Annotated in this window: 20 protein-coding genes; 5 read left to right on the plus strand and 15 right to left on the minus strand. The window is 40.0% G+C overall.

Going from position 1 to position 20,616, the window contains the following annotated elements:
• The 7 genes from D8836_RS07235 to D8836_RS07270 form a co-directional block, all read right to left on the minus strand.
• A partial coding sequence (locus D8836_RS07235; RefSeq protein WP_185761614.1) for a transposase occupies positions 1-100 on the minus strand: 100 nt, incomplete at its 3' end.
• A gap of 286 nt (positions 101-386) precedes the next feature.
• Entirely contained in the window at positions 387-1,235 is an 849-nt protein-coding gene (dprA, locus tag D8836_RS07245) for a DNA-processing protein DprA (RefSeq protein ID WP_125393568.1), read from the minus strand.
• Positions 1,236-1,322: 87 nt separating this feature from the next.
• Entirely contained in the window at positions 1,323-2,012 is a 690-nt protein-coding gene (locus tag D8836_RS07250; RefSeq protein WP_000643977.1) for a sugar phosphate nucleotidyltransferase, read from the minus strand.
• A gap of 11 nt (positions 2,013-2,023) precedes the next feature.
• On the minus strand, positions 2,024-2,902 hold the full coding sequence (locus tag D8836_RS07255) for a DMT family transporter (RefSeq protein ID WP_000791828.1): 879 nt from the start codon (positions 2,900-2,902) through the stop codon (positions 2,024-2,026).
• On the minus strand, positions 2,892-3,761 hold the full coding sequence (locus D8836_RS07260) for a phosphotransferase family protein (RefSeq protein WP_045607039.1): 870 nt from the start codon (positions 3,759-3,761) through the stop codon (positions 2,892-2,894). The genes D8836_RS07255 and D8836_RS07260 overlap by 11 nt, the downstream gene beginning before the upstream one ends.
• 16 nt (positions 3,762-3,777) lie before the next feature.
• Positions 3,778-4,800 (minus strand): ribitol-5-phosphate dehydrogenase, encoded by a 1,023-nt coding sequence (locus D8836_RS07265; protein ID WP_125393569.1) that lies wholly within the window; start codon positions 4,798-4,800, stop codon positions 3,778-3,780.
• Between the two features lie 4 nt (positions 4,801-4,804).
• Positions 4,805-5,512, minus strand: coding sequence for an IspD/TarI family cytidylyltransferase (locus tag D8836_RS07270; RefSeq protein ID WP_125393570.1), 708 nt, complete (start codon positions 5,510-5,512; stop codon positions 4,805-4,807).
• Between the two features lie 334 nt (positions 5,513-5,846).
• On the opposite strand from D8836_RS07270, the gene tacF reads away from it, so the two are divergent.
• From tacF to D8836_RS07285, 3 genes are read left to right on the plus strand one after another with little or no spacing between them, the layout of a single operon-like run.
• Positions 5,847-7,334 carry a type IV teichoic acid flippase TacF gene (gene tacF / locus D8836_RS07275; RefSeq protein WP_125393571.1) on the plus strand — a complete coding sequence of 496 codons (1,488 nt, stop codon included), beginning with the start codon at positions 5,847-5,849 and terminating at the stop codon, positions 7,332-7,334.
• A gap of 9 nt (positions 7,335-7,343) precedes the next feature.
• Positions 7,344-8,147, plus strand: coding sequence for a LicD family protein (locus D8836_RS07280; protein WP_125393572.1), 804 nt, complete (start codon positions 7,344-7,346; stop codon positions 8,145-8,147).
• Between the two features lies 1 nt (position 8,148).
• The gene (locus D8836_RS07285; protein ID WP_125393573.1) at positions 8,149-8,958 is read left to right on the plus strand and encodes a LicD family protein; all 810 of its coding nucleotides are present in this window, start codon (positions 8,149-8,151) and stop codon (positions 8,956-8,958) included.
• Between the two features lie 68 nt (positions 8,959-9,026).
• Here D8836_RS07285 and carB read toward each other — a convergent pair whose 3' ends face one another.
• The 6 genes from carB to D8836_RS07315 form a co-directional block, all read right to left on the minus strand.
• A complete protein-coding gene (gene carB, locus D8836_RS07290) occupies positions 9,027-12,203 on the minus strand; it encodes a carbamoyl-phosphate synthase large subunit (RefSeq protein WP_125393574.1) in 3,177 nt (1,058 codons plus the stop codon).
• A gap of 447 nt (positions 12,204-12,650) precedes the next feature.
• Complete coding sequence (locus D8836_RS07295) at positions 12,651-13,730, minus strand: carbamoyl phosphate synthase small subunit (RefSeq protein ID WP_000166853.1); 1,080 nt, start codon at positions 13,728-13,730, stop codon at positions 12,651-12,653.
• Positions 13,731-13,779: 49 nt separating this feature from the next.
• Complete coding sequence (locus D8836_RS07300) at positions 13,780-14,703, minus strand: aspartate carbamoyltransferase catalytic subunit (RefSeq protein ID WP_125393575.1); 924 nt, start codon at positions 14,701-14,703, stop codon at positions 13,780-13,782.
• A 17-nt stretch (positions 14,704-14,720) separates the two neighbouring features.
• Complete coding sequence (pyrR, locus tag D8836_RS07305) at positions 14,721-15,242, minus strand: bifunctional pyr operon transcriptional regulator/uracil phosphoribosyltransferase PyrR (RefSeq protein ID WP_000850023.1); 522 nt, start codon at positions 15,240-15,242, stop codon at positions 14,721-14,723.
• Between the two features lie 210 nt (positions 15,243-15,452).
• Entirely contained in the window at positions 15,453-16,082 is a 630-nt protein-coding gene (nth, locus tag D8836_RS07310; protein WP_125393576.1) for an endonuclease III, read from the minus strand.
• A complete protein-coding gene (locus tag D8836_RS07315; RefSeq protein WP_125393577.1) occupies positions 16,082-16,624 on the minus strand; it encodes a YceD family protein in 543 nt (180 codons plus the stop codon). Before D8836_RS07315 ends, nth begins: the two co-directional genes overlap by 1 nt.
• A 168-nt stretch (positions 16,625-16,792) precedes the next feature.
• Here D8836_RS07315 and D8836_RS07320 point away from each other — a divergent pair, with 168 nt between their 5' ends.
• A complete protein-coding gene (locus D8836_RS07320) occupies positions 16,793-17,122 on the plus strand; it encodes a helicase BlpT (RefSeq protein ID WP_125393578.1) in 330 nt (109 codons plus the stop codon).
• A gap of 386 nt (positions 17,123-17,508) precedes the next feature.
• Positions 17,509-19,068: an ATP-binding cassette domain-containing protein gene (locus D8836_RS07325; protein WP_125393579.1), complete on the plus strand. Its 1,560-nt coding sequence runs from the start codon at positions 17,509-17,511 to the stop codon at positions 19,066-19,068.
• A gap of 44 nt (positions 19,069-19,112) precedes the next feature.
• Here the strand turns inward: D8836_RS07325 and htpX are convergent, their stop codons facing one another.
• Positions 19,113-20,012: a zinc metalloprotease HtpX gene (htpX, locus tag D8836_RS07330; RefSeq protein ID WP_004260114.1), complete on the minus strand. Its 900-nt coding sequence runs from the start codon at positions 20,010-20,012 to the stop codon at positions 19,113-19,115.
• A gap of 1 nt (position 20,013) precedes the next feature.
• Positions 20,014-20,574: a LemA family protein gene (locus D8836_RS07335; RefSeq protein WP_000219833.1), complete on the minus strand. Its 561-nt coding sequence runs from the start codon at positions 20,572-20,574 to the stop codon at positions 20,014-20,016.
• Positions 20,575-20,616: the final 42 nt, after the last annotated feature.

Genomic DNA, 20,616 nt, shown 5'->3' on the forward strand with positions numbered 1-20,616 from the left:
TTTGATTATATATAACTTTTCGTCTATACTTAGGGGTGAACACAATGTGATACTTACAGTGCCACTTTGTGTGCGATAAACTATGAGCCTTTTGTGCCATATTTTTCTCCTTTCGCTTTACAATTGGCTTGAACACCTTTATTGTATCGCGTTCGGAGTTTTTTTGGTATAACCTTCGACGCGCACCCGCATAGCGGGTGGTTTTTTTGTCTCTCACCTAACGGAGCGAGACGGACTAATAGTCACATAATCAAAGAGCAAACTAGGAAACTAACCGCAGGTTGCTCAAAGCACTGCTTTGAGGTTGCAGATGAGACTGACGAAGTCAGTAACCATACCTACGGCAAGGTGATGCTGACGTGGTTTGAAGAGATTTTCGAAGAGTATTAAAATTCAAATTCCGCAAGAACATCCTGCCCACTTGTGACCAATTTTGCACCTTCTTGAATCAAATGATGGCAACCGTCTGATAGTCCATCTAAAATGCTACCAGGAATAGCAAAAACATCACGCCCTTCTTCCATTGCTCTCTCACAGGTAATGAGACTACCTGAGCGCATCTTAGCCTCTGCTACAATCACACCTCGACAAAGTCCAGCAATGATGCGATTACGGGCAGGAAAATGAAATTTTAGAGGTTGTTCACCAAGTCCATATTCACTAAGAATCAGATGGTCATTGCCGATGTAGTCTTGCAAACGTTTATTGGCTTTAGGATAAAACACATCCAGTCCTGTTCCAATCACTGCAATGGTTTTTCCGCCATTCTGAAGAGCTGCCATATGAGCTGCTGTGTCAATGCCCTTGGCTAATCCACTGACGATAACCAGTTCATTTTCCAAGCCCTGAATGACTTTTTCAACTGACTTAGCTCCCTGTTTGCTACAAGCACGACTACCTACAACCGCTACTTTTGGAAATTTCAAGAGATCCAGATTTCCCTTGTAAAATAAAAGCACAGGTGCATCATATATTTCACTCAAATCCCAAGGATAACAGTCATCTAAAATAGAGAAAGATGGAAATTTTTGAAACTCCTTCTCCAAATGCGCATCGTCTATCTGAAAATAACGTTCCATAAAAACAGCTGGATTTCGACAACCTGATATATCTGCAATATCACCCAACAAAAGCTCCTGATCGACATTTTCACCATATTCTAGGACCTTCAAAACCTGTTGATTGGTCAAACCCGATTTTTTTAACTTATAGATTTCATAGTTTGTGATTTTCATAAATATCTCCATTTCTTTTTCTATTCATCTATTTATTCGTAAAAAATCAAAAAAACATCCGACTATTTTAGCCAGATGTTGGAATCTTTAATTTTCGTTTTTAAGAATTTCTTCTAATTTATGGTAGTCTTGGACACTATCGATCTCATAGATGCTATTGCCTTCTAATTCTTCAACATAGACATCCAGTTCTTTGATATTATCCTTAACCATATTGTCCCAGTAGAGATCAACAAATTCACCACTTGCATAAGCCTTGTCGATAAAGCTGACAATCTTTTCTGCAGTTGGAGCGTCCCAGAAGGATACACCACTAAGGATACGACCAGCCTTGCTATCAACAGTAATGTCTTGAACCTTATAGTCATCTCCATAGACCAAGAACCATTCGTTGGTACAATCTTCACGATAGACACTAAAATAAGTCGAACGAGTCAAATCATTACGGAACATATTTTTAAAGAGATAATTATCGGCATCAATAACATAGCTATTGGCCAATTCTTCTTTTACAAGATAGAGAGAGTAAAAGTTATTGTAGTCAGCGTATTTATCATTGAAGACGAGGCGAACACCATATTTTTCTTTCAAATAATCGAATTGTTCTTTAAGGTAACCAACAATGATGATGATTTCATTGATTCCTTTTTCTTTTAAAAACTCAATTTGGTATTCAATCAAGGGTTTTTGATTAACCTGAACCAAGGCTTTAGGGGTATTTTCAGTCATAGGACGCAAGCGAGTTCCCAAGCCCGCTGCTAAGATGATGGCTTTCACACGAATCTCCTTTATTCTTTAATAATAATATAAACTCCAGCAATAACGACAAGTGACGTAATAATTGTCAGCATATCTAGCGGTGCACCCAAGAAAACAACTGCAAACAAGACAGTCCAAACTACATAACTCACGTTAAGACCTGTAGCCTTGGCTGGTTGCAAGCGATTGATAGCGATATAATAAGCCAAGTAGGAAATCATATCAAAGGCTGCAAAGACAATCATAAGACCTAACAATTGTCCATTGGCCACTTCTGCAAATGACTGATGAGAGAAGAGCACAATCACAAGATAGGACAAGAATGAAGTCACTTGACGGATTAAGAGGGCTTCGATTTCACTCAATTCACTTTCCATGGCAAAGGAGCTAAGGACACTTTCACTCCCCCATGCAATGGCACAAACCAAAGCACAGAGAATCCCAATGTAGAAGGAATTGACCTGTTCAACCTTATAGGTCTGAGCAATAATCCCTGCAATAATCAAGACAATACCAAATACAGTATTTTTTGAAATCTTGTGCTTCAAAAAGAAGAAAGCCAATAAAACTGAAATCGCAGGGTAAATAGCCGATACAGATGAAGCTAAGGAACTTCCGATATACTTAACCGCATAAAGATTGGCCTGCATACCAATAGGGCCTGCTAGCAAGGCTCCGATGATAACACTAACATTGCGAATATTTAAGAAAATTGAGAGACGAACTTTTCCTTCTTTTACCAAAAGAAAAGCTAGTAAGATAAAGATACTCAAGAAATCGTGAGCAGCAGCCACCACAAAGGGTGACAAATCTGTAAAAATCGAAAAGATATAAGCACTAATCGTTAGACCTAAACCCCAGAAAATACCTGAGAGTAGACCAAAAGAAACTCCATTTTTATTTTTCATCTGAACCTCCATAATATGACAAACCTTTAACAGCTCTTTGGTAACGATTCACACCATAGTGACCAAAATCTGCGCCTTGCTCTTCCTTATAGACAGTCCATAAACTCCAAATAGCATCTTGCAAAATTTTATAGATGGCAATCTTTTCACGAGAGACAGGTGTTTGCTCACTCTCATAGTGAGATAAGAAAGCTTCTTCCTCTTGGGGAGTGAATTCGGACTCTAAAAAGAGGGCTGCTAAATCCCACATTGGATCATTCATTGATGAATATTCCCAGTCAATCAGATAAAGTCGTCCTTGAGGTGATTCGATAAAGTTTTCAGGCACCAAATCGATATGACAAGATTTTCTGTCAACACCTAAGTCAGCCAGTCTTTTCTCTAAGGAAAAGACTTCTTCTCGAACTGCTTCATAGTTAGCATAAGGGATTTTTTCTTCAATCAAGGATTCGTATTTTTTGATTTCTTCAAAAGGAGCAAATTCTCCTCTTAATTCCTTGCCAGAAGCATGAATAGTTTGTAAAATTGGAGCAATTTTATCAAATTTGGTCTTGATTGACGTTGAATCAAGCGTAATCGCAGATTCGATATACTCATTTACTTTGATACCAGCTTCAATATCAAAAAGATAATTTTTTACATCTAAGTCTAAATCCTTTAGTAACTCAAGATTGTACTTTTCATCTTGTCGATTGATAAGCTTTTCTGTCCCTTTACCAAAGAATTTAACAATGTATTGCTTATTTGTTGTTTTGACCAAATAGTTTTGATTGGTCATTCCCCCTAGCTGTTCAACACTGAGGACTTCCTCTTCTTCACTAAGTAGGGAAGAAATTTTCTCTTTAATGATTTTCTCCACAATTAACCTCCAGTTCTTATACTTCCCACTTAAACACGGTTTTAAAGGCTGTGTTTAAATCGGTTGCAAAGACACGGTGAATATCTTTAATTTCTCTTACAGGTTCTTCTAGATAAAGGATATTTTTAAGACGATTGGCAAATTTCTTGACTTCCATCATTTGGATTGCATTTTCAAAATCGATGCGACCAGAACGAGAGGAACCAACTAAGAGCAAGCCCTTTTCTAAGGCATCGCGAGTATTGAGATTGACTTTATATTCGCTAACTCCCATCATGAGAATCGTTCCTTGAGGACGAATATAGCGAATCAAGTCATTAATAGCTGGTCCAGTACCATCACCACCACAACACTCAAAAGCATGGTCAAAGGCCAAATCTTCAGGAATATTATCAGTAATATAGCATTCTTTGGCAAAAGAGAAGAGTTCCAACTTTTCCCAATGACGACCAATAACCACGATCTCTGCTTCTGGCAAAGTATAGTTGATAATATTGGCAACCACAAATGCTAAACTTCCATCTCCGATAACGGCGATTCGGTCCCGCTTGCTATGAGCAAGGGTCAATAGGCGATTCATGGCATGCATACCGACACTGACAAACTCTGTAATGGCTGCAACCGTATCTTCGATAGAATCATAAGCCACCACACGATCTTTAGGGAGAGAAACAAACTCTCTCATAAAGCCATCAAAGCCACTAGACAAGAAATGGGTCCCTGTCATGTAGTTTTCATAGAATTCTTCATCACTCTGCATAGGTGGCTGATTAGGAATCATGACAACTTTTTGCCCAACCTCATAGGTTCCGGTCGGGTCAGAAATAACGGTTCCACATGACTCGTGAATCATTGCCATTGGAAGCTTTTTATTCAAAATCTTTGGATCACGTTTTCCTTGGTAGTAACGCTGATCCGCATGACAAACCGCCATGTAGTTGGGACGGATAAGGATATGATTCTCTTGATCAATAGCCTCTTCCTGGTATTTGACATTGATAAACTTAGGCTTAGTTAGTTGATAAATTTGATTAATCATTTTACTAGTCTTTCTCAATCATACTTTTTGCAATTTTCAAATCTGTCACTGTTGTGATTTTTAGATTTGAATATTCACCCTTAGCCAAGGCCACATCTTTTCCTTTAATGACAAAGATTTTACATGCATCTGTCAAGATTTCCTTCTCTTCATCAGAAAGAGATCCATAAAGGTCCATGAAATCCTTGCAACGGAATGTTTGAGGTGTTTGTCCTTGATAGAGGTGAGCACGATTTGGAATATCTGTAATAAATTGACCATTAGTGCTTTCAACGATGGTATCAACCGCTTCTACCACTGTGTCTACTGCGTCATGATTTTGGGCAAGTTGGATATTGTCTTGAATCATGCGAAGTGTAATAAACGGACGAACAGAATCGTGGGTAACAACGATATCCTCTGGAGTAAGCGGACGATAAGCATCAATGGCTTCAATGATTTTCTCAATACTTGTATTGCGGTCAGCACCACCCTTTGTAATGATGATACGTTCCTTATGAAGAGGAAGATATTTATCTACAAGATCTTCTGCATGAGAAACCCAGTCTCCATGAACCCCAACTACAATTTTTTCAATACTTGGTTCCAAGACAAATTTTTCAATTGTATGAACCAAGATAGGTCGATCACCTAGCTCTAAAAATTGTTTTGGCAAGTTACTGATTCCCATACGTGTGCCAGTTCCACCAGCAAGAATTCCTGCATAAATCATCTATTTTCTCCTTTGTCTTACTAAAAAAACTTATTCTCTCTATTATACCACAATCTAGTCCTATCATGAAAGAAATACCGGCCCTCCCGTTCTAGAATAGAAGGATTAAGGAGTTCTATTATTCAAAATAACTAGTCCATTTCTAGTAATGACTAGGAATTCGGTAGTCATTACCAATAAATGGCTGTGAAATTTTAGAGTTCTTCAGAATAATATAGTTTTCTTAAAAAAAGCTTAAAATTAAGATTTGAAACTTCAAAGTGATTGCTTGACTTGCTGCCCTTCATTTCTTATTAGCTAACTTTATGATATAATGAAAAACGAGGTAAATTGAATGAAAAGTATAAAATTAAATGCTCTATCTTACATGGGAATTCGTGTCTTGAATATTATTTTTCCCATCTTAACTGGTACCTACGTCGCGCGTGTCTTGGACCGAACTGACTATGGTTACTTCAACTCAGTCGACACAATTTTGTCATTTTTCTTACCCTTTGCAACTTATGGAGTCTATAACTACGGTTTACGGGCCATCAGTAATGTCAAGGATAACAAAAAAGATCTGAATAGAACCTTCTCTAGTCTTTTTTATTTGTGCATAGCTTGTACGATTTTGACCACCGCTGTCTATATCCTAGCCTATCCTCTCTTCTTTACAGATAATCCAATCGTCAAAAAAGTCTACCTTGTTATGGGGATTCAACTCATTGCCCAGATTTTTTCAATCGAGTGGGTCAATGAAGCTCTGGAAAATTACAGTTTTCTCTTTTACAAGACTGCCTTCATCCGTATCCTGATGCTGGTCTCTATTTTCCTGTTTGTCAAAAATGAACACGATATTGTTGTCTATACACTAGTGATGAGTTTATCGACACTGATTAACTATCTGATTAGTTATTTTTGGATTAAAAGAGACATTAAGATTGTTAAGATTCACATAAGTGATTTTAAACCGCTCTTTCTCCCTCTAACAGCCATGTTAGTCTTTGCCAATGCCAATATGCTCTTCACTTTTTTGGATCGTCTCTTCCTCGTTAAAACAGGGATTGATGTCAACGTTAGTTACTATACCATGGCTCAACGAATTGTGACCGTTATAGCTGGTGTTGTAACAGGAGCTATCGGAGTGAGTGTGCCTCGTCTCAGTTACTATTTGGGTAAAGGAGACAAAGAAGCCTATATTTCTCTGGTTAATAGAGGAAGTCGAATCTTTAACTTCTTTATCATTCCACTCAGTTTCGGACTCATGGTTTTAGGACCAAATGCTATCCTACTTTATGGTAGTGAAAAATATATCGGAGGCGGTATCTTAACCTCTCTCTTCGCTTTTCGTACGATTATCCTGGCCTTAGATACCATTCTTGGTTCCCAAATTCTCTTTACAAATGGCTATGAAAAACGTATCACAGTCTATACAGTCTTTGCAGGATTACTCAATTTAGGCTTAAACAGTCTCCTCTTTTTCAACCACATCGTGGCTCCTGAATACTACTTACTGACAACTATGCTATCAGAAGCCTCTCTACTTGTTTTCTATATCATTTTCATCCATAGAAAACAACTCATCCACTTAGGACATATCTTTAGCTATACTGTTCGATACTCGCTTTTTTCACTTTCCTTTGTAGGAATTTATTTCCTGATTAATTTCTTGTATCCCGTGGATATGGTCATTAATTTGCCATTTTTGATTAATACTGGTTTGATTGTCTTGCTATCAGCCATCTCTTATATTGGTCTACTTGCCTTCACCAAAGATAGCATTTTCTATGAATTTTTAAACCATGTCCTAGCCTTAAAAAATAAATTCAAAAAATCTTAGGAGTATAGAATGAAACAACTAACCATTGAAGATGCCAAACAAATTGAATTAGAAATTTTGGATTATATTGGTACTCTCTGTAAAAAGCACAATATCAACTATATTATTAACTACGGTACTCTGATTGGGGCGGTTCGACATCAGGGCTTTATTCCTTGGGACGACGATATTGATCTGTCCATGACTCGAGAAGACTACCAACGATTTATAAACATTTTTCAAAAGGAAAAAAGCAAATATAAGCTCCTTTCCTTAGAAACTGATAAGAACTACTTTAACAACTTTGTCAAAATAACTGACAGTACGACCAAAATTATTGATACTCGGAATACAAAAACCTATGAGTCAGGTGTTTTTATCGATATTTTCCCTATGGATCGCTTTGATGATCCTAAGGTCATTGATACTTGTTATAAACTGGAAAGCTTCAAACTTCTGTCTTTCAGTAAACACAAAAATATTGTCTATAAGGATAGCCTTTTAAAAGATTGGATACGAACAGCCTTTTGGTTGCTCCTGCGACCTGTTTCTCCTCGTTATTTCGCACATAAAATCGAGAAAGAAATTCAAAAATATAGTCGTGAGAATGGTCAGTATATGGCTTTTATTCCTTCTAAATTTAAGGAAAAAGAAGTATTCCCAAGTGGTACCTTTGATAAAACAATTGATTTACCCTTTGAAAATTTAAGCCTTCCAGCACCTGAAAAATTTGATACTATTTTGACACAATTTTATGGAGATTATATGACCCTACCACCAGAAGAAAAACGCTTCTACAGTCATGAATTTCACGCTTATAAATTGGAGGATTAGGATGCAGTATTTAGAAAAAGAAGAAATTAAAGAAATTCAACTAGCTCTGCTAGACTATATTGATGAAACTTGTAAGAAACATGATATTCCTTATTTTCTCAGTTATGGAACCATGCTTGGAGCTATCCGCCACAAAGGTATGATTCCCTGGGACGATGATATTGATATTTCCCTTTATCGTGAAGATTATGAGCGTTTACTGAAGATTATTGAGGAAGAAGATCATCCACGTTATAAGGTTCTCTCCTACGACACTTCTTCTTGGTACTTCCATAATTTCGCATCGATTTTGGATACTTCTACAGTTATCGAAGACCATGTTAAGTACAAGCGTCATGACACCAGTCTCTTTATCGATGTCTTCCCGATTGATCGTTTTACAGACTTGAGCATTGTCGACAAGAGTTATAAGTATGTGGCCCTTCGTCAACTAGCTTATATCAAAAAATCACGCGCAGTTCACGGTGATAGCAAATTAAAAGATTTTCTAAGATTATGTAGCTGGTACGCTCTCAGATTTGTCAATCCTCGCTACTTTTACAAGAAAATTGATCAGCTAGTCAAAAATGCTGCAACCAGCACTCCTCAATATGAGGGAGGAATTGGGATTGGTAAGGAAGGTATGAAAGAAGTCTTCCCAGTTGATACTTTTAAAGAACTGATTTTAACCGAGTTTGAAGGCCGTATGTTGCCCGTCCCTAAAAAATATGATCAATTTTTAACCCAGATGTATGGGGATTATATGACACCACCATCAAAAGAAATGCAAGAGTGGTATAGCCACAGTATTAAAGCTTATCGCAAAAGCTGATTAAGCAGTAGTTTACAAGAAAAAATATAACAAAAAAGAGAAGATCGTTACACCTTCTCTTTTTCTATTTAAATCGCTTCTGTGACAAAACTACGGCTTTCCAATACTTTGAGCATGGCGTTAGCTGTATCTAGGGCTGTGAAGAGGGGCACTCCGTGTTCAATGGCTGAACGACGGATTTGCTCACCATCTTCGTCTGCAGTTCGTTTGGTTCCAACTGTGTTAATGATAGCTTGAATTCTTCCTTTGCGAACAAAACTTGGAATGTCCTTATCGTCATCACCAATCTTACCAACAGGTTGGGCTTGCAATCCATGACTGGCAAAGAAGGCTGCTGTCCCTTCTGTCGCAAGGATTCCATAGCCAATATTTTGGAAACGACGAGCCAAGTCCAAGGCTTCTTCTTTGGCATCATCAGCGATGGTAAATACAACGTTACCAAAAGTTGGCAAGTGTAAGTAAGAAGCTTCAAAAGCCTTATAGAGAGCTTTTTCTAAAGTCGTATCAGAACCCATAACTTCCCCTGTTGACTTCATTTCAGGACCAAGTAAGCTGTCTACCTTAGCTAGTTTGGTAAAGGAGAAGACAGGTGCCTTGATATGAACGCGAGTACTTTCAGGGTAAAGTCCATCTTGGTAGCCAAGTTCTTCAAGTTTTTGACCAAGAATGAGCTTGGTTGCTACTTGAGCCATAGGGATATTGGTTACCTTAGAAAGGAATGGCACCGTACGGCTAGCACGTGGATTGACCTCAATAACATAGACTTTTTCATCCTTGATGACAAACTGGATGTTCATCATTCCAAGGCAGTTAAGACCGATTGCTAGTCGTTTAGTATAGTCTGCGATTGTTTCTTGCACCTTTTGCGACAAGGTTTGTGGTGGGTAAACGGCCATTGAGTCACCTGAGTGGACACCGGCACGTTCGATATGCTCCATGATACCAGGAATGAGTACATTTTTACCATCTGAAATGGCATCGACTTCACACTCTTGTCCAACGATATAAGAGTCAACAAGAACAGGGTGGTCTGGACTTGCCTTAACCGCAGTACGCATATAAGAACGAAGGTCTTCTTCGTTTTCAACGATTTCCATAGCACGTCCACCTAAAACATAAGATGGACGGACTAAGACTGGGAAACCAATCTTGCGAGCCGCAAGCACTGCTTCTTCTTCATTGGTAGCCGTTTGTCCTGGTGGCTGTGGAATATCCAAATCTTTAAGAGCTTGCTCGAAGAGGTCGCGGTCTTCGGCACGGTCTAGGTCAGCAACCTGTGTACCAAGGATGGTCACACCTGCTTTTGCCAATGGCTCCGCAAGGTTGATGGCTGTTTGACCACCGAACTGAACGATAACGCCCTTTGGTTGCTCCAAGTCGATGACATTCATAACATCTTCGAATGTCAATGGCTCAAAGTAAAGCTTATCTGATACAGAGAAGTCTGTAGAAACGGTCTCTGGGTTTGAGTTCATGATGATAGCCTCATAACCAGCAGCTTGAATAGCCTTAACCGAGTGAACAGTTGCGTAGTCAAACTCAACACCTTGACCGATACGGATTGGACCAGAACCTAGGACTAGTACAGATTCCTTATCAGACTTGATAGACTCATTTTCCCAACCATAGGTTGAATAGAAATATGGTGTTTCAGAGTCAAACTCCGCCGCACAAGTATCCACCATCTTGTAGACTGGGACAATCTTGTTTTCCAAACGAAGTTGACGAACTTGGTCAGCTGTCGTTTCCCAGAGTTCAGCAATCTTACGGTCTGAGAAGCCATTCAGTTTAGCAGTTTTCAAAACGCCTAGATCTTGTGGGTGAGCACCCAATTCTTGCTCAATTTCAAAGATATGTAGGAGTTTATCGAGATAAAAAATATCGATTTTTGTAAGCTCTGCAATTTCTTCTGGTGTGTAGCCACGACGAATGGCTTCTGATACATAGAAGAGACGATCATCTTGGGCTTTGACAACTTTTTCAATCAAGGAATCATCAGGAACTGCTGCAAGTTCAGTCATTTCATTGTGGTGAACGCCAATTTCAAGTGAACGACAAGCTTTAAGAAGCGACTCTTCGATGTTACGACCAATCGCCATGACTTCTCCAGTCGCCTTCATCTGTGTCCCAAGACGGCGCTCACCCTTTTCAAACTTGTCAAATGGGAAACGTGGAATCTTGGCAACCACGTAGTCAAGGGCTGGTTCAAACATGGCATAGGTTGAACCTGTAACTGGGTTGATGACCTCATCCAAAGTCAAACCAACTGCAATCTTGGCAGCCAATTTGGCAATTGGGTAACCTGTCGCCTTAGAAGCAAGGGCTGACGAACGCGATACACGAGGGTTTACTTCGATGACATAGTACTTGAAGCTGTGGGGATCAAGGGCTAGCTGAACGTTACATCCACCTTCAATCTTGAGGGCACGAATGATGCTCAAGCTTGCGTCACGAAGCATTTGGTTTTCATAATCTGACATGGTTTGGGCAGGGGCAAATACAATGGAATCCCCTGTATGAATCCCAACTGGGTCAAAGTTTTCCATGTTACAAACAACCAAAGCATTGTCAGCTGAGTCACGCATAACTTCGTATTCGATTTCCTTGAAACCTGCGATTGAACGCTCAATCAAACATTGGGTAACAGGTGACAATTTCAACCCATTTTCAGCGATCTCGCGCAATTCTTCCTCGTTGGCACACATACCACCACCAGTACCACCAAGAGTAAAGGCTGGACGGACGATGACTGGGTAGCCAATTGTCGCTGCAAAGGCAACTGCTTCTTTTACTGTATTAACAATTTCAGATTCTGGAATGGGTTGGTTGAGCTCTTCCATCAATTGTTTAAAGAGATCACGGTCCTCCGCTTGGTCGATGGCAGATAATTTAGTTCCCAGAAGCTCAACACCAAGCTCATCTAGGATACCATTTTTAGACAATTCCATGGCCATATTAAGACCAGTTTGCCCACCAAGGGTTGGAAGTAAGGCATCTGGACGTTCCTTACGAAGAATACGTGTCACAAACTCAAGTGTAATCGGTTCGATATAAACCTTGTCCGCAATCTCCTTGTCTGTCATGATGGTTGCAGGGTTTGAGTTAACCAAAACAACCTCATAACCTTCCTCTTTCAACGACAAGCAAGCCTGGGTCCCAGCATAGTCAAACTCAGCAGCCTGACCAATAATAATCGGACCAGAACCAATCACCATAATTTTTTGAATATCAGTACGTTTAGGCATAGTTTATGATACAAAGCCCGTAAAGAACACAGTGAAAATAGGAAACTCGGTGCAGACACCTTCAGCGTCAAGACGATGTTTATCTTTTTCACACAGTTCTTAGGGCGTGTTCACTTCCGCGAACAATGTATCTTCTCCTTTCTATTCGGCAACTCTCAGGTTGCCATTAAATAAATTCTTCGACGATTTTTTAGCGAAGCGATACTTTTCGGTAAAAAATCTAGTGCAGGGAGTTTTTAGTTCGCCTGATAGCGACTAAAAGAAACGACCTGCCTTTCTATTCGTCGCCTCTCAGGGCGACATTAAATAAGATACAAAGGACGAATAGAAAACGATTGAATTTTAGGAAACCAAAGAAGGATTGACAATCCAAATTGGTTTCTCTAAATTCCGAGTTTTCCGTCCGTGTTCAGTTACATAAATTCTCCGACGAGCTTTTACTAGTTCCTAGTTTGATTGTTTAAAAGCTTCCATCATCTCGATAAACTCGTCAAATAGGTAGCTTGCGTCGTGTGGACCAGGGGCTGCATCTGGGTGATATTGAACAGAGAAAGCAGGTTGGTATCTGTGACGCACACCTTCAACTGACTTGTCATTGATTTCTTCGTGGGTGATAATCAAGTGCTCTGGCAAATCCTCACGGCTAACTGCATAGCCATGGTTTTGACTTGTAAAATCCACACGTCCAGTAGCAATCTCACGTACCGCATGGTTGAATCCACGGTGACCAAATTTCATTTTGTAGGTCTTAGCACCATTTGCCATTGCAAAGAGTTGATGCCCCATACAAATACCAAAGATTGGAATTTTTCCTTGTACACCACGAATCATATCCAGTGCCTGTGGAACATCTTCTGGGTTACCCGGACCATTTGATAACATAACTCCGTCAGGGTTGAGATGGAGAATTTCTTCAGCCGTTGTCGAATAAGGAACAACCGTCACGTTACAGTTACGCTTAGAAAGTTCACGTAAGATTGAGTGCTTGAGACCAAAGTCCACTAAGACAACACTCAAACCAACTCCTGGAGCTGGATAGGATGTTTTAGTAGAAACCTGCTTGATATTGTCTGTCGGCAAAACTGTTGCTTGGAGCTGATCCGTCACATGGTCCATACTGTCACCAACATGGGTCAAGGTTGCACGCATAGTACCATGCTTACGGATAATCTTGGTAAGAGCACGCGTATCAATCCCTGAAATACCTGGAATTTTTTTAGCTTTCAAAAATTCATCCAAGGTCATTTGGTTGCGCCAGTTGCTTGCTCTACGTGCTTCTTCGAAAACAACGACTCCCTTACAAGTTGGAATAATGGATTCGTAGTCATCACGGTTAATTCCATAATTTCCTACCAAAGGATAAGTAAAGGTCAAGATTTGTCCATTGTAGGACTGGTCTGTGATGGATTCTTGATAGCCGGTCATCCCTGTGTTAAAGACGATTTCACCTGTTACATCAATATCTGCTCCGAAGGCCTTGCCTTCAAAAACTGTGCCATCTTCTAATACTAGAAGTCTTTTTGTCATATTTTCACCTCTCGTGGACGCTCACTGGCGTCTTTTAACGTCTTGTGTTTTAGTTGGCGTTTCTACTCGCCAGTACGGATTCTAAGATTGCCATTCGAACAAAGACACCATTGGTCATTTGTTGGACAATCCGTGATTTTGGTGCTTCAACCAAATGGTCTGCGATTTCTACATCACGGTTGACTGGAGCTGGGTGCATGAGGATTGCTGTTTCTTTCAAACGGTCGTAACGTTCTTGAGTCAAGCCATGTTGGGCATGGTAGTCTTCTTTTGAAAAGACTGCACCACTATCATGGCGTTCATGTTGCACACGAAGAAACATCATGACATCCACCTGATCAATGATTTTATCAATAGTTACAAACTGTCCATAGTCTGCAAACTCTTGACTTCTCCATTCCTCAGGTCCAGCAAAGTAAAGTTCAGCTCCCAAGCGTTTCAAAATCTGCATATTGGATTTGGCAACGCGTGAGTGGTCCAAGTCACCCGCAATCGCAACCTTAAGGCCCTCAAAGTGACCAAATTCCTCATAAATAGTCATCAAATCCAGCAAGCTTTGGCTAGGGTGTTGTCCCGAACCATCTCCACCATTGATGATGGAAGTCGTAATCGTGGGACTAGCAATCAACTCTCTGTAGTAGTCAACCTCTGGGTGGCGAATCACACAGACGTCTACTCCTAAGGCAGACAAAGTCAAAATGGTATCATAAAGTGTCTCACCCTTATTAACCGAACTAGTCTTCACATCAAAGTCAAGTCGTTCCAGCCCCAGTTTAATCTCTGCCACTTCGAAGGACTTATGCGTCCGTGTAGAATCCTCAAAGAAAAGATTGGAAACAATCGGATGGTCTTCATAAGGAAGCTGAGCTCCATTTTTAAATTCAATCCCACGCTTGATCAGTTTCATAACTTGATCGACAGTGAGGTCTTCCATGGACACCACATGGTTCAATGCTTGTTGATTTTCTGACATGGCTACTCCTTTAGCTTTTATGCTTCTTCAGTAATCAGAACTCTGTCTTGGCCGTCAAGTTCTGCCATCTCAACGATGATTTCTTCCGAACGACTAGTTGGGATATTTTTTCCAACATAATCAGGACGTATTGGCAATTCTCTATGTCCACGATCGACGAGAACTGCTAAACTCACGCGCGCAGGACGTCCATGTCCGACAATATTATCAATAGCAGCGCGGATGGTACGGCCTGTATAAAGCACATCATCCACCAAGATAACTTCACGGTCTGTCACATCAACAGAAACCAAAGAAGTATCTTCTCCACTTTTAACATCGTCACGGAAGGGTTTAGTATCCAATTCTACAACCGGAACTGAAAGATTTTCTAGCTGCTCCAAACGTTCTTGGATACGGTGGGCGATAAAGACACCACGAGTTTTAATACCAGCCAATACAATTTTATTCAAATCTTTGTTACGTTCTATAATCTCATAAGTAATACGCGTAATCGCTCGTTTGACGGTCAATTCGTCTACAACTTCTTTTGTCTTCATGACAAACCTCCAAAAAGAAAAGTCTCCTTAAACAAGGAGACTTGAAATGTATAGCCAAACGAGCCCTACTGCAAATAGTATAGACTTCGCCCTTCTACTTTATCGCGCTCCTTGCCTGCCTCACGGGACAGGTTTAAAGGAATATTTAGTTATCAATTACTATAGCACAAAGCATGCTTAAAATCAAGCAAAAACTTTTGATGAGCCATCTTATAAATTGCTAAAATCATATAACTGTGGGTACTGGTCACACTCTGGATTTTTAGGATGGCAAATGGCTCTTCCAAAATAAATCATGGCCTGATGAGCTGCTAACCACTGCTCCGGTGGCAAGATATCCATAACTCGTTTTTCCACCTCAAGCGGTGTCGCTGATTTTTTGACAATATCGTGGTGTTTGCAAATACGCTCCACATGAGTATCCACTGCAAAGGCTGGAATCCCAAACCCCACACTCATGACAACATTGGCTGTCTTGCGACCAACACCTGCTAAACTCTCTAACTCCTCACGTATTTGAGGAACTTGACCATCAAAATCGTCTAGTAACTGTTGGGCACATTTTTTAAGGAATTTAGCCTTATTTCGATACAGTCCCAGGCGAGAAATGTGTGAAGCAATCTCACTTTCTGTTGCAACAGACATGGCTTGTGGCGTTGGAAAGGCAGCAAAGAGACCTGGTGTGGCCTTATTTACCGCTGCATCCGTCGTCTGCGCTGACAACATGACCGCAACCAAAAGTTCAAAATGATTGGTAAAATCAAGACTGGGCTTGGCATCTGGAAAAAGAGCAATGATTTCTTGTAGCACCTTTCGTGCGCGTTTTTTTGACAAGACCATTATTCGTCTCCATCAAATAGTCCTTGTAAGCCAGCAAAAGGACTGTTTTCTTCTTTCTTAACTGCTTGTTGAGCTTGGTATTCTTCCTCTGTCATGATTTGCCAGTCATTTCCTGAAACAAATCCTTGACCAGCCTCTTCTTCAGCCGTCAAAACCTTGATAGGAATGTTTAGTAGGATATTGTCTGATACGCTCTCAGCAAGGTCAAGTTCTCCATTTTCGATAGGCAAGACCAAATCATCGTCTAAAACTTCCTGATCTAGTTGGTTAGTTGCGCCTTCCATAAAAACTTCCGTTACTGGATAAGATTCAACTAACTCAACTGGCTCCATACTACGACTTGAAGCAAGGACAATGCTATAAGACAACTGATAATCTAAGAAATACATACGGTCTTCGTACTGTACTTTTCCAACTGCAAGGATATCTTTTACATCTAAAATTTCTTGATTACGTGCACGTAGGTCGGCGGCTAGGTCTAACGTTTGTTCAAAATGCAGGCCTTCAGACTGCTTACGAATTTCTTGAATATTTAATTTCATACTTCCTCCATAAAGATTTACTCTCTTGATTATACCATGAAAAGGCTACAAATCAGCCCACCAAACTTTGTAATTAAAATTCGATTTTTTAACATATTTACTATGACATTTTTGTTTTTTAGTGCTATACTATAGGCAATAATACATCAGAGCAAGGAGGATGCTCATATGGAAGACAAAGAACTCATTACTAATGCAACCCAACTCCTATCCGAGTTAAATAAAAGTTTCCAAAGCTGCAAACAGGGTACTGCAGATGATACTCGACTACAAGAGCTGCTAAACACTACTATAAAAGAGCTCAAAAAAGCGGAAAAGTTGGACAACAGTATCTTAATCGATCTTGAGAAATTTTACCAACGTACCAGTCTTCTGATTGGTCTTGGTAGCCTAAAACTAAACGATCAAGCACGCACTGCTTGGCGCAACTATGACAAGTTCCATTACGAGCATGTCAAACACGTACTAACTCTTTATGGACCTGTTTTTGGATTCTAGAGCTTGTAATTTCCAATTTTCTGTTGACAAAATATCCTGAAAGGTATAGGATAGAGGTACTAATACTAGGAGGTAAGGGAGACATGAACAACTAAGTCTATCAAATAAAGAACCTTTATTTAGTAGATCTTGTTTTTGTCTCTTTTTGTGTGCTCTTTTATGCTCCTTTTTGGCATTTTATACTCAATGAAAATCAAAAAGCAAACTAGGAAGCTAGCCACAGGTTGCTCAAAACACTGTTTTGAGGTTGTAGATAAGACTGACGAAGTCAGTCACATATATACGGTAAGGCGACGCTGACGTGGTTTGAAGAGATTTTCGAAGAGTATTAATAGAGTTTTTTGACATAAACTTTGGCTCTACTAGATAAAGTAGAGCTTTTTGTTATGCACTATCGACATTCTAGAAAGGGCAACAATATGATAAAAATCAATCATCTGACCATCACACAAAACAAAGATTTACGAGATCTTGTCTCAGACTTAAACATGACCATCCAAGACGGGGAAAAAGTAGCTATTATTGGAGAGGAAGGAAATGGCAAATCAACCTTACTTAAAACTTTAATGGGGGAAACTTTGTCTGATTTCACTATCAAGGGAGACATCCAGTCTGACTATCAGTCACTGGCCTATATTCCTCAAAAACTTCCCGAGGAGCTGAAAAAGAAAAGTCTACACGACTACTTCTTTTTAGATTCTCTTGATTTAGACTACAGTATCCTCTATCGTTTGGCTGAGGAATTGCATTTTGATGGCGATCGCTTCGCTAGCAACCAAGAGATTGGCAGTCTATCAGGAGGCGAAGCTTTGAAAATTCAGCTCATCCATGAGTTAGCCAAACCCTTTGAGATTCTATTTCTAGATGAACCTTCAAATGACCTAGACCTTGAGACGGTTGATTGGCTAAAAAGACAGATACAGAAGATGAGGCAAACCGTTATTTTCATTTCCCATGATGAAGACTTTCTTTCTGAAACGGCAGACACTATTGTTCACTTGCGACTGGTCAAGCACCGTAAAGAAGCGGAAACACTAGTAGAGCATTTAGACTATGATCGCTATAGTGAGCAGAGAAAGGCTAATTTTGCCAAACAAAGCAAGCAAGCTGCTAACGATCAAAGAGCCTACGATAAAACCATGGAAAAACATCGACGAGTCAAGCAAAATGTAGAAACTGCGCTTAGAGCTACTAAAGACAGTACTGCCGGTCGCCTATTGGCTAAAAAGATGAAAACTGTCCTCTCTCAAGAAAAACGCTTTGAAAAGGAAGCTCAGGCCATGACCCAAAAGCCACTTGAAGAGGAAGAAATCAAACTTTTCTTTTCAGATGTCCAACCATTACCGGCTTCTAAAGTCTTAATCCAATTGGAAAAAGAAAATTTGTCCATTGGCGACCGAGTTTTGGTTCAGGGACTGCAACTAACTGTCCATGGCCAAGAAAAAATCGGTATCATCGGCCCAAATGGTGTTGGAAAATCGACTCTGCTAGCCAAGTTGCAACAACTGCTAAGTCAAAAAAGAGAGATTTCACTTGGTTATATGCCACAAGATTACCACAAAAAACTGAAATTGGATTTATCACCAATAGCCTATCTAAGTCAAACTGGGGAAAAAGAGGAACTACAGAAAATCCAATCTCACTTAGCCAGTCTCAATTTCAGTTATCCAGAAATGCAGCATCAAATTCTCTCCTTATCTGGCGGACAACAGGGAAAACTCCTGCTTTTGGATTTAGTCTTGCGCAAACCAAACTTTCTCCTTCTGGATGAACCCACACGAAACTTTTCTCCCACTTCTCAACCCCACATCAGGAAACTCTTTGCCACTTATCCTGGCGGTCTCATCACTGTTTCGCATGACCGTCGTTTCTTAAAAGAGGTCTGTTCAATCATCTATCGCTTAACAGAAAAAGGATTAGAAGCAGTTGATTTACAAGATTTATAAATTTGCAACATAGCAAAAATCCAGAGGTCGTCTCTGGATTCATTTTACATATGTTTTAAACGTTCAATCCGTTCTGAGATAGGTGGGTGGGTATAAAAGAGTTTTTGGAACCCTCCACCTTTCTTAGGATCATTGATATAAAGTGCACTGCTGGCATCATCGACAGGACGACTCATCGGTTTACTATTATCTAACTTACGTAGCGCATTGATCATTCCTTGCGGATTACGCGTCAACTCGACACTGGAAGCATCAGCTAGGAATTCCCTCTGGCGAGAAATAGCTAGTTGCACCAAAGTTGCAGCGAGAGGTGCCAGTACAATAGCTAGTAGTGAAACCACTAGCATAATGATTTCAAGACCATTTCCATCTCTATCATCGTCACTTCGTCTGCGACCTGCTCCACCCCACCACATCATACGACCTGCCATACTAGAAAGCATGGTGATAGCACTAGCAAGGGCAACAGCAATAGTCGAAATGCGGATATCGTAATTACGAATATGACTGACTTCATGGCCCATAACAGCTTCTAGTTCTTCACGATTCATGATAGCTAGAAGACCTGAAGTTGCAGCAACCGCCGCATTTTGAGGGTTAGAACCTGTCGCAAAAGCATTTAAGGCTGGATCATCAATGATGAAAACACGTGGCATGGGAATCTGAGCCACCATAGCCATATCTTCCACTACATGGTAAAGGTCTGGTGCCGTTTGCTCATCCACCTCACGCGCTCCATTCATGGACATGACAATCTCTGTCGATTGAAAAATCATGGACAAGGCATAGATAAAGCCAATAATCAGTGCGATAACCAAACCACCAATCCCAGACCGCATAAAGAGGTAACCAACCGCATAGCCAACAAGAGCTAAGAGTAGGAAAAATACCAGCAACAAAATCCACGTTTTTCGTTTATTGCTTGCAATTTGATCAAACAACATCTTAGTCACCTAAACCGCTAAAATCAACTTTAGGAACTGCCTTTTCCTCTTCTGGTGTTTGAAGGAAATCTGCTGCTTTAAATCCAAACATCCCAGCGATAATATTGCTTGGGAAAGTTTCTAATTTTACATTGTAGTTGCTGACAACACTGTTGTAGAGTTGACGAGAGTAAGAAATTTTATTTTCTGTGTTTGTCAACTCCTCTTGCAATTTAACAAAGTTTGCACTAGCTTTCAAATCTGGATAGCTTTCTGCAACTGCAAAAATACCTGAAACCTGACGAGTGAGGGCATCACTAGCTTTCATAGCTTCTGCTGGTGAAGTCGCTGCCGCCACTTGGTTACGTAGTTCTGCCACCTTTTCAAGGGTAGAACCTTCATATTTGGCATAACCTTTTACAGTCTCAATCAAGTTTGGCAAGAGGTCATTTCGACGTTTCAACTGAACATCAATCTGACTCCAAGCCTCCTTTGTTTGCATACGATTCTTAACCAAACCATTATAGCTAACAATCACAAAAATAACAATAAGAGCTAAAACTCCAAGAATAATCCAAGTCATTATATAAGTCCTTTCTGCTTTTAGATTAGTACCAGTATATCA

Origin of the sequence: Streptococcus mitis (genome assembly GCF_003942995.1) — a bacterium.
Lineage (GTDB): Bacteria > Bacillota > Bacilli > Lactobacillales > Streptococcaceae > Streptococcus > Streptococcus mitis_CV.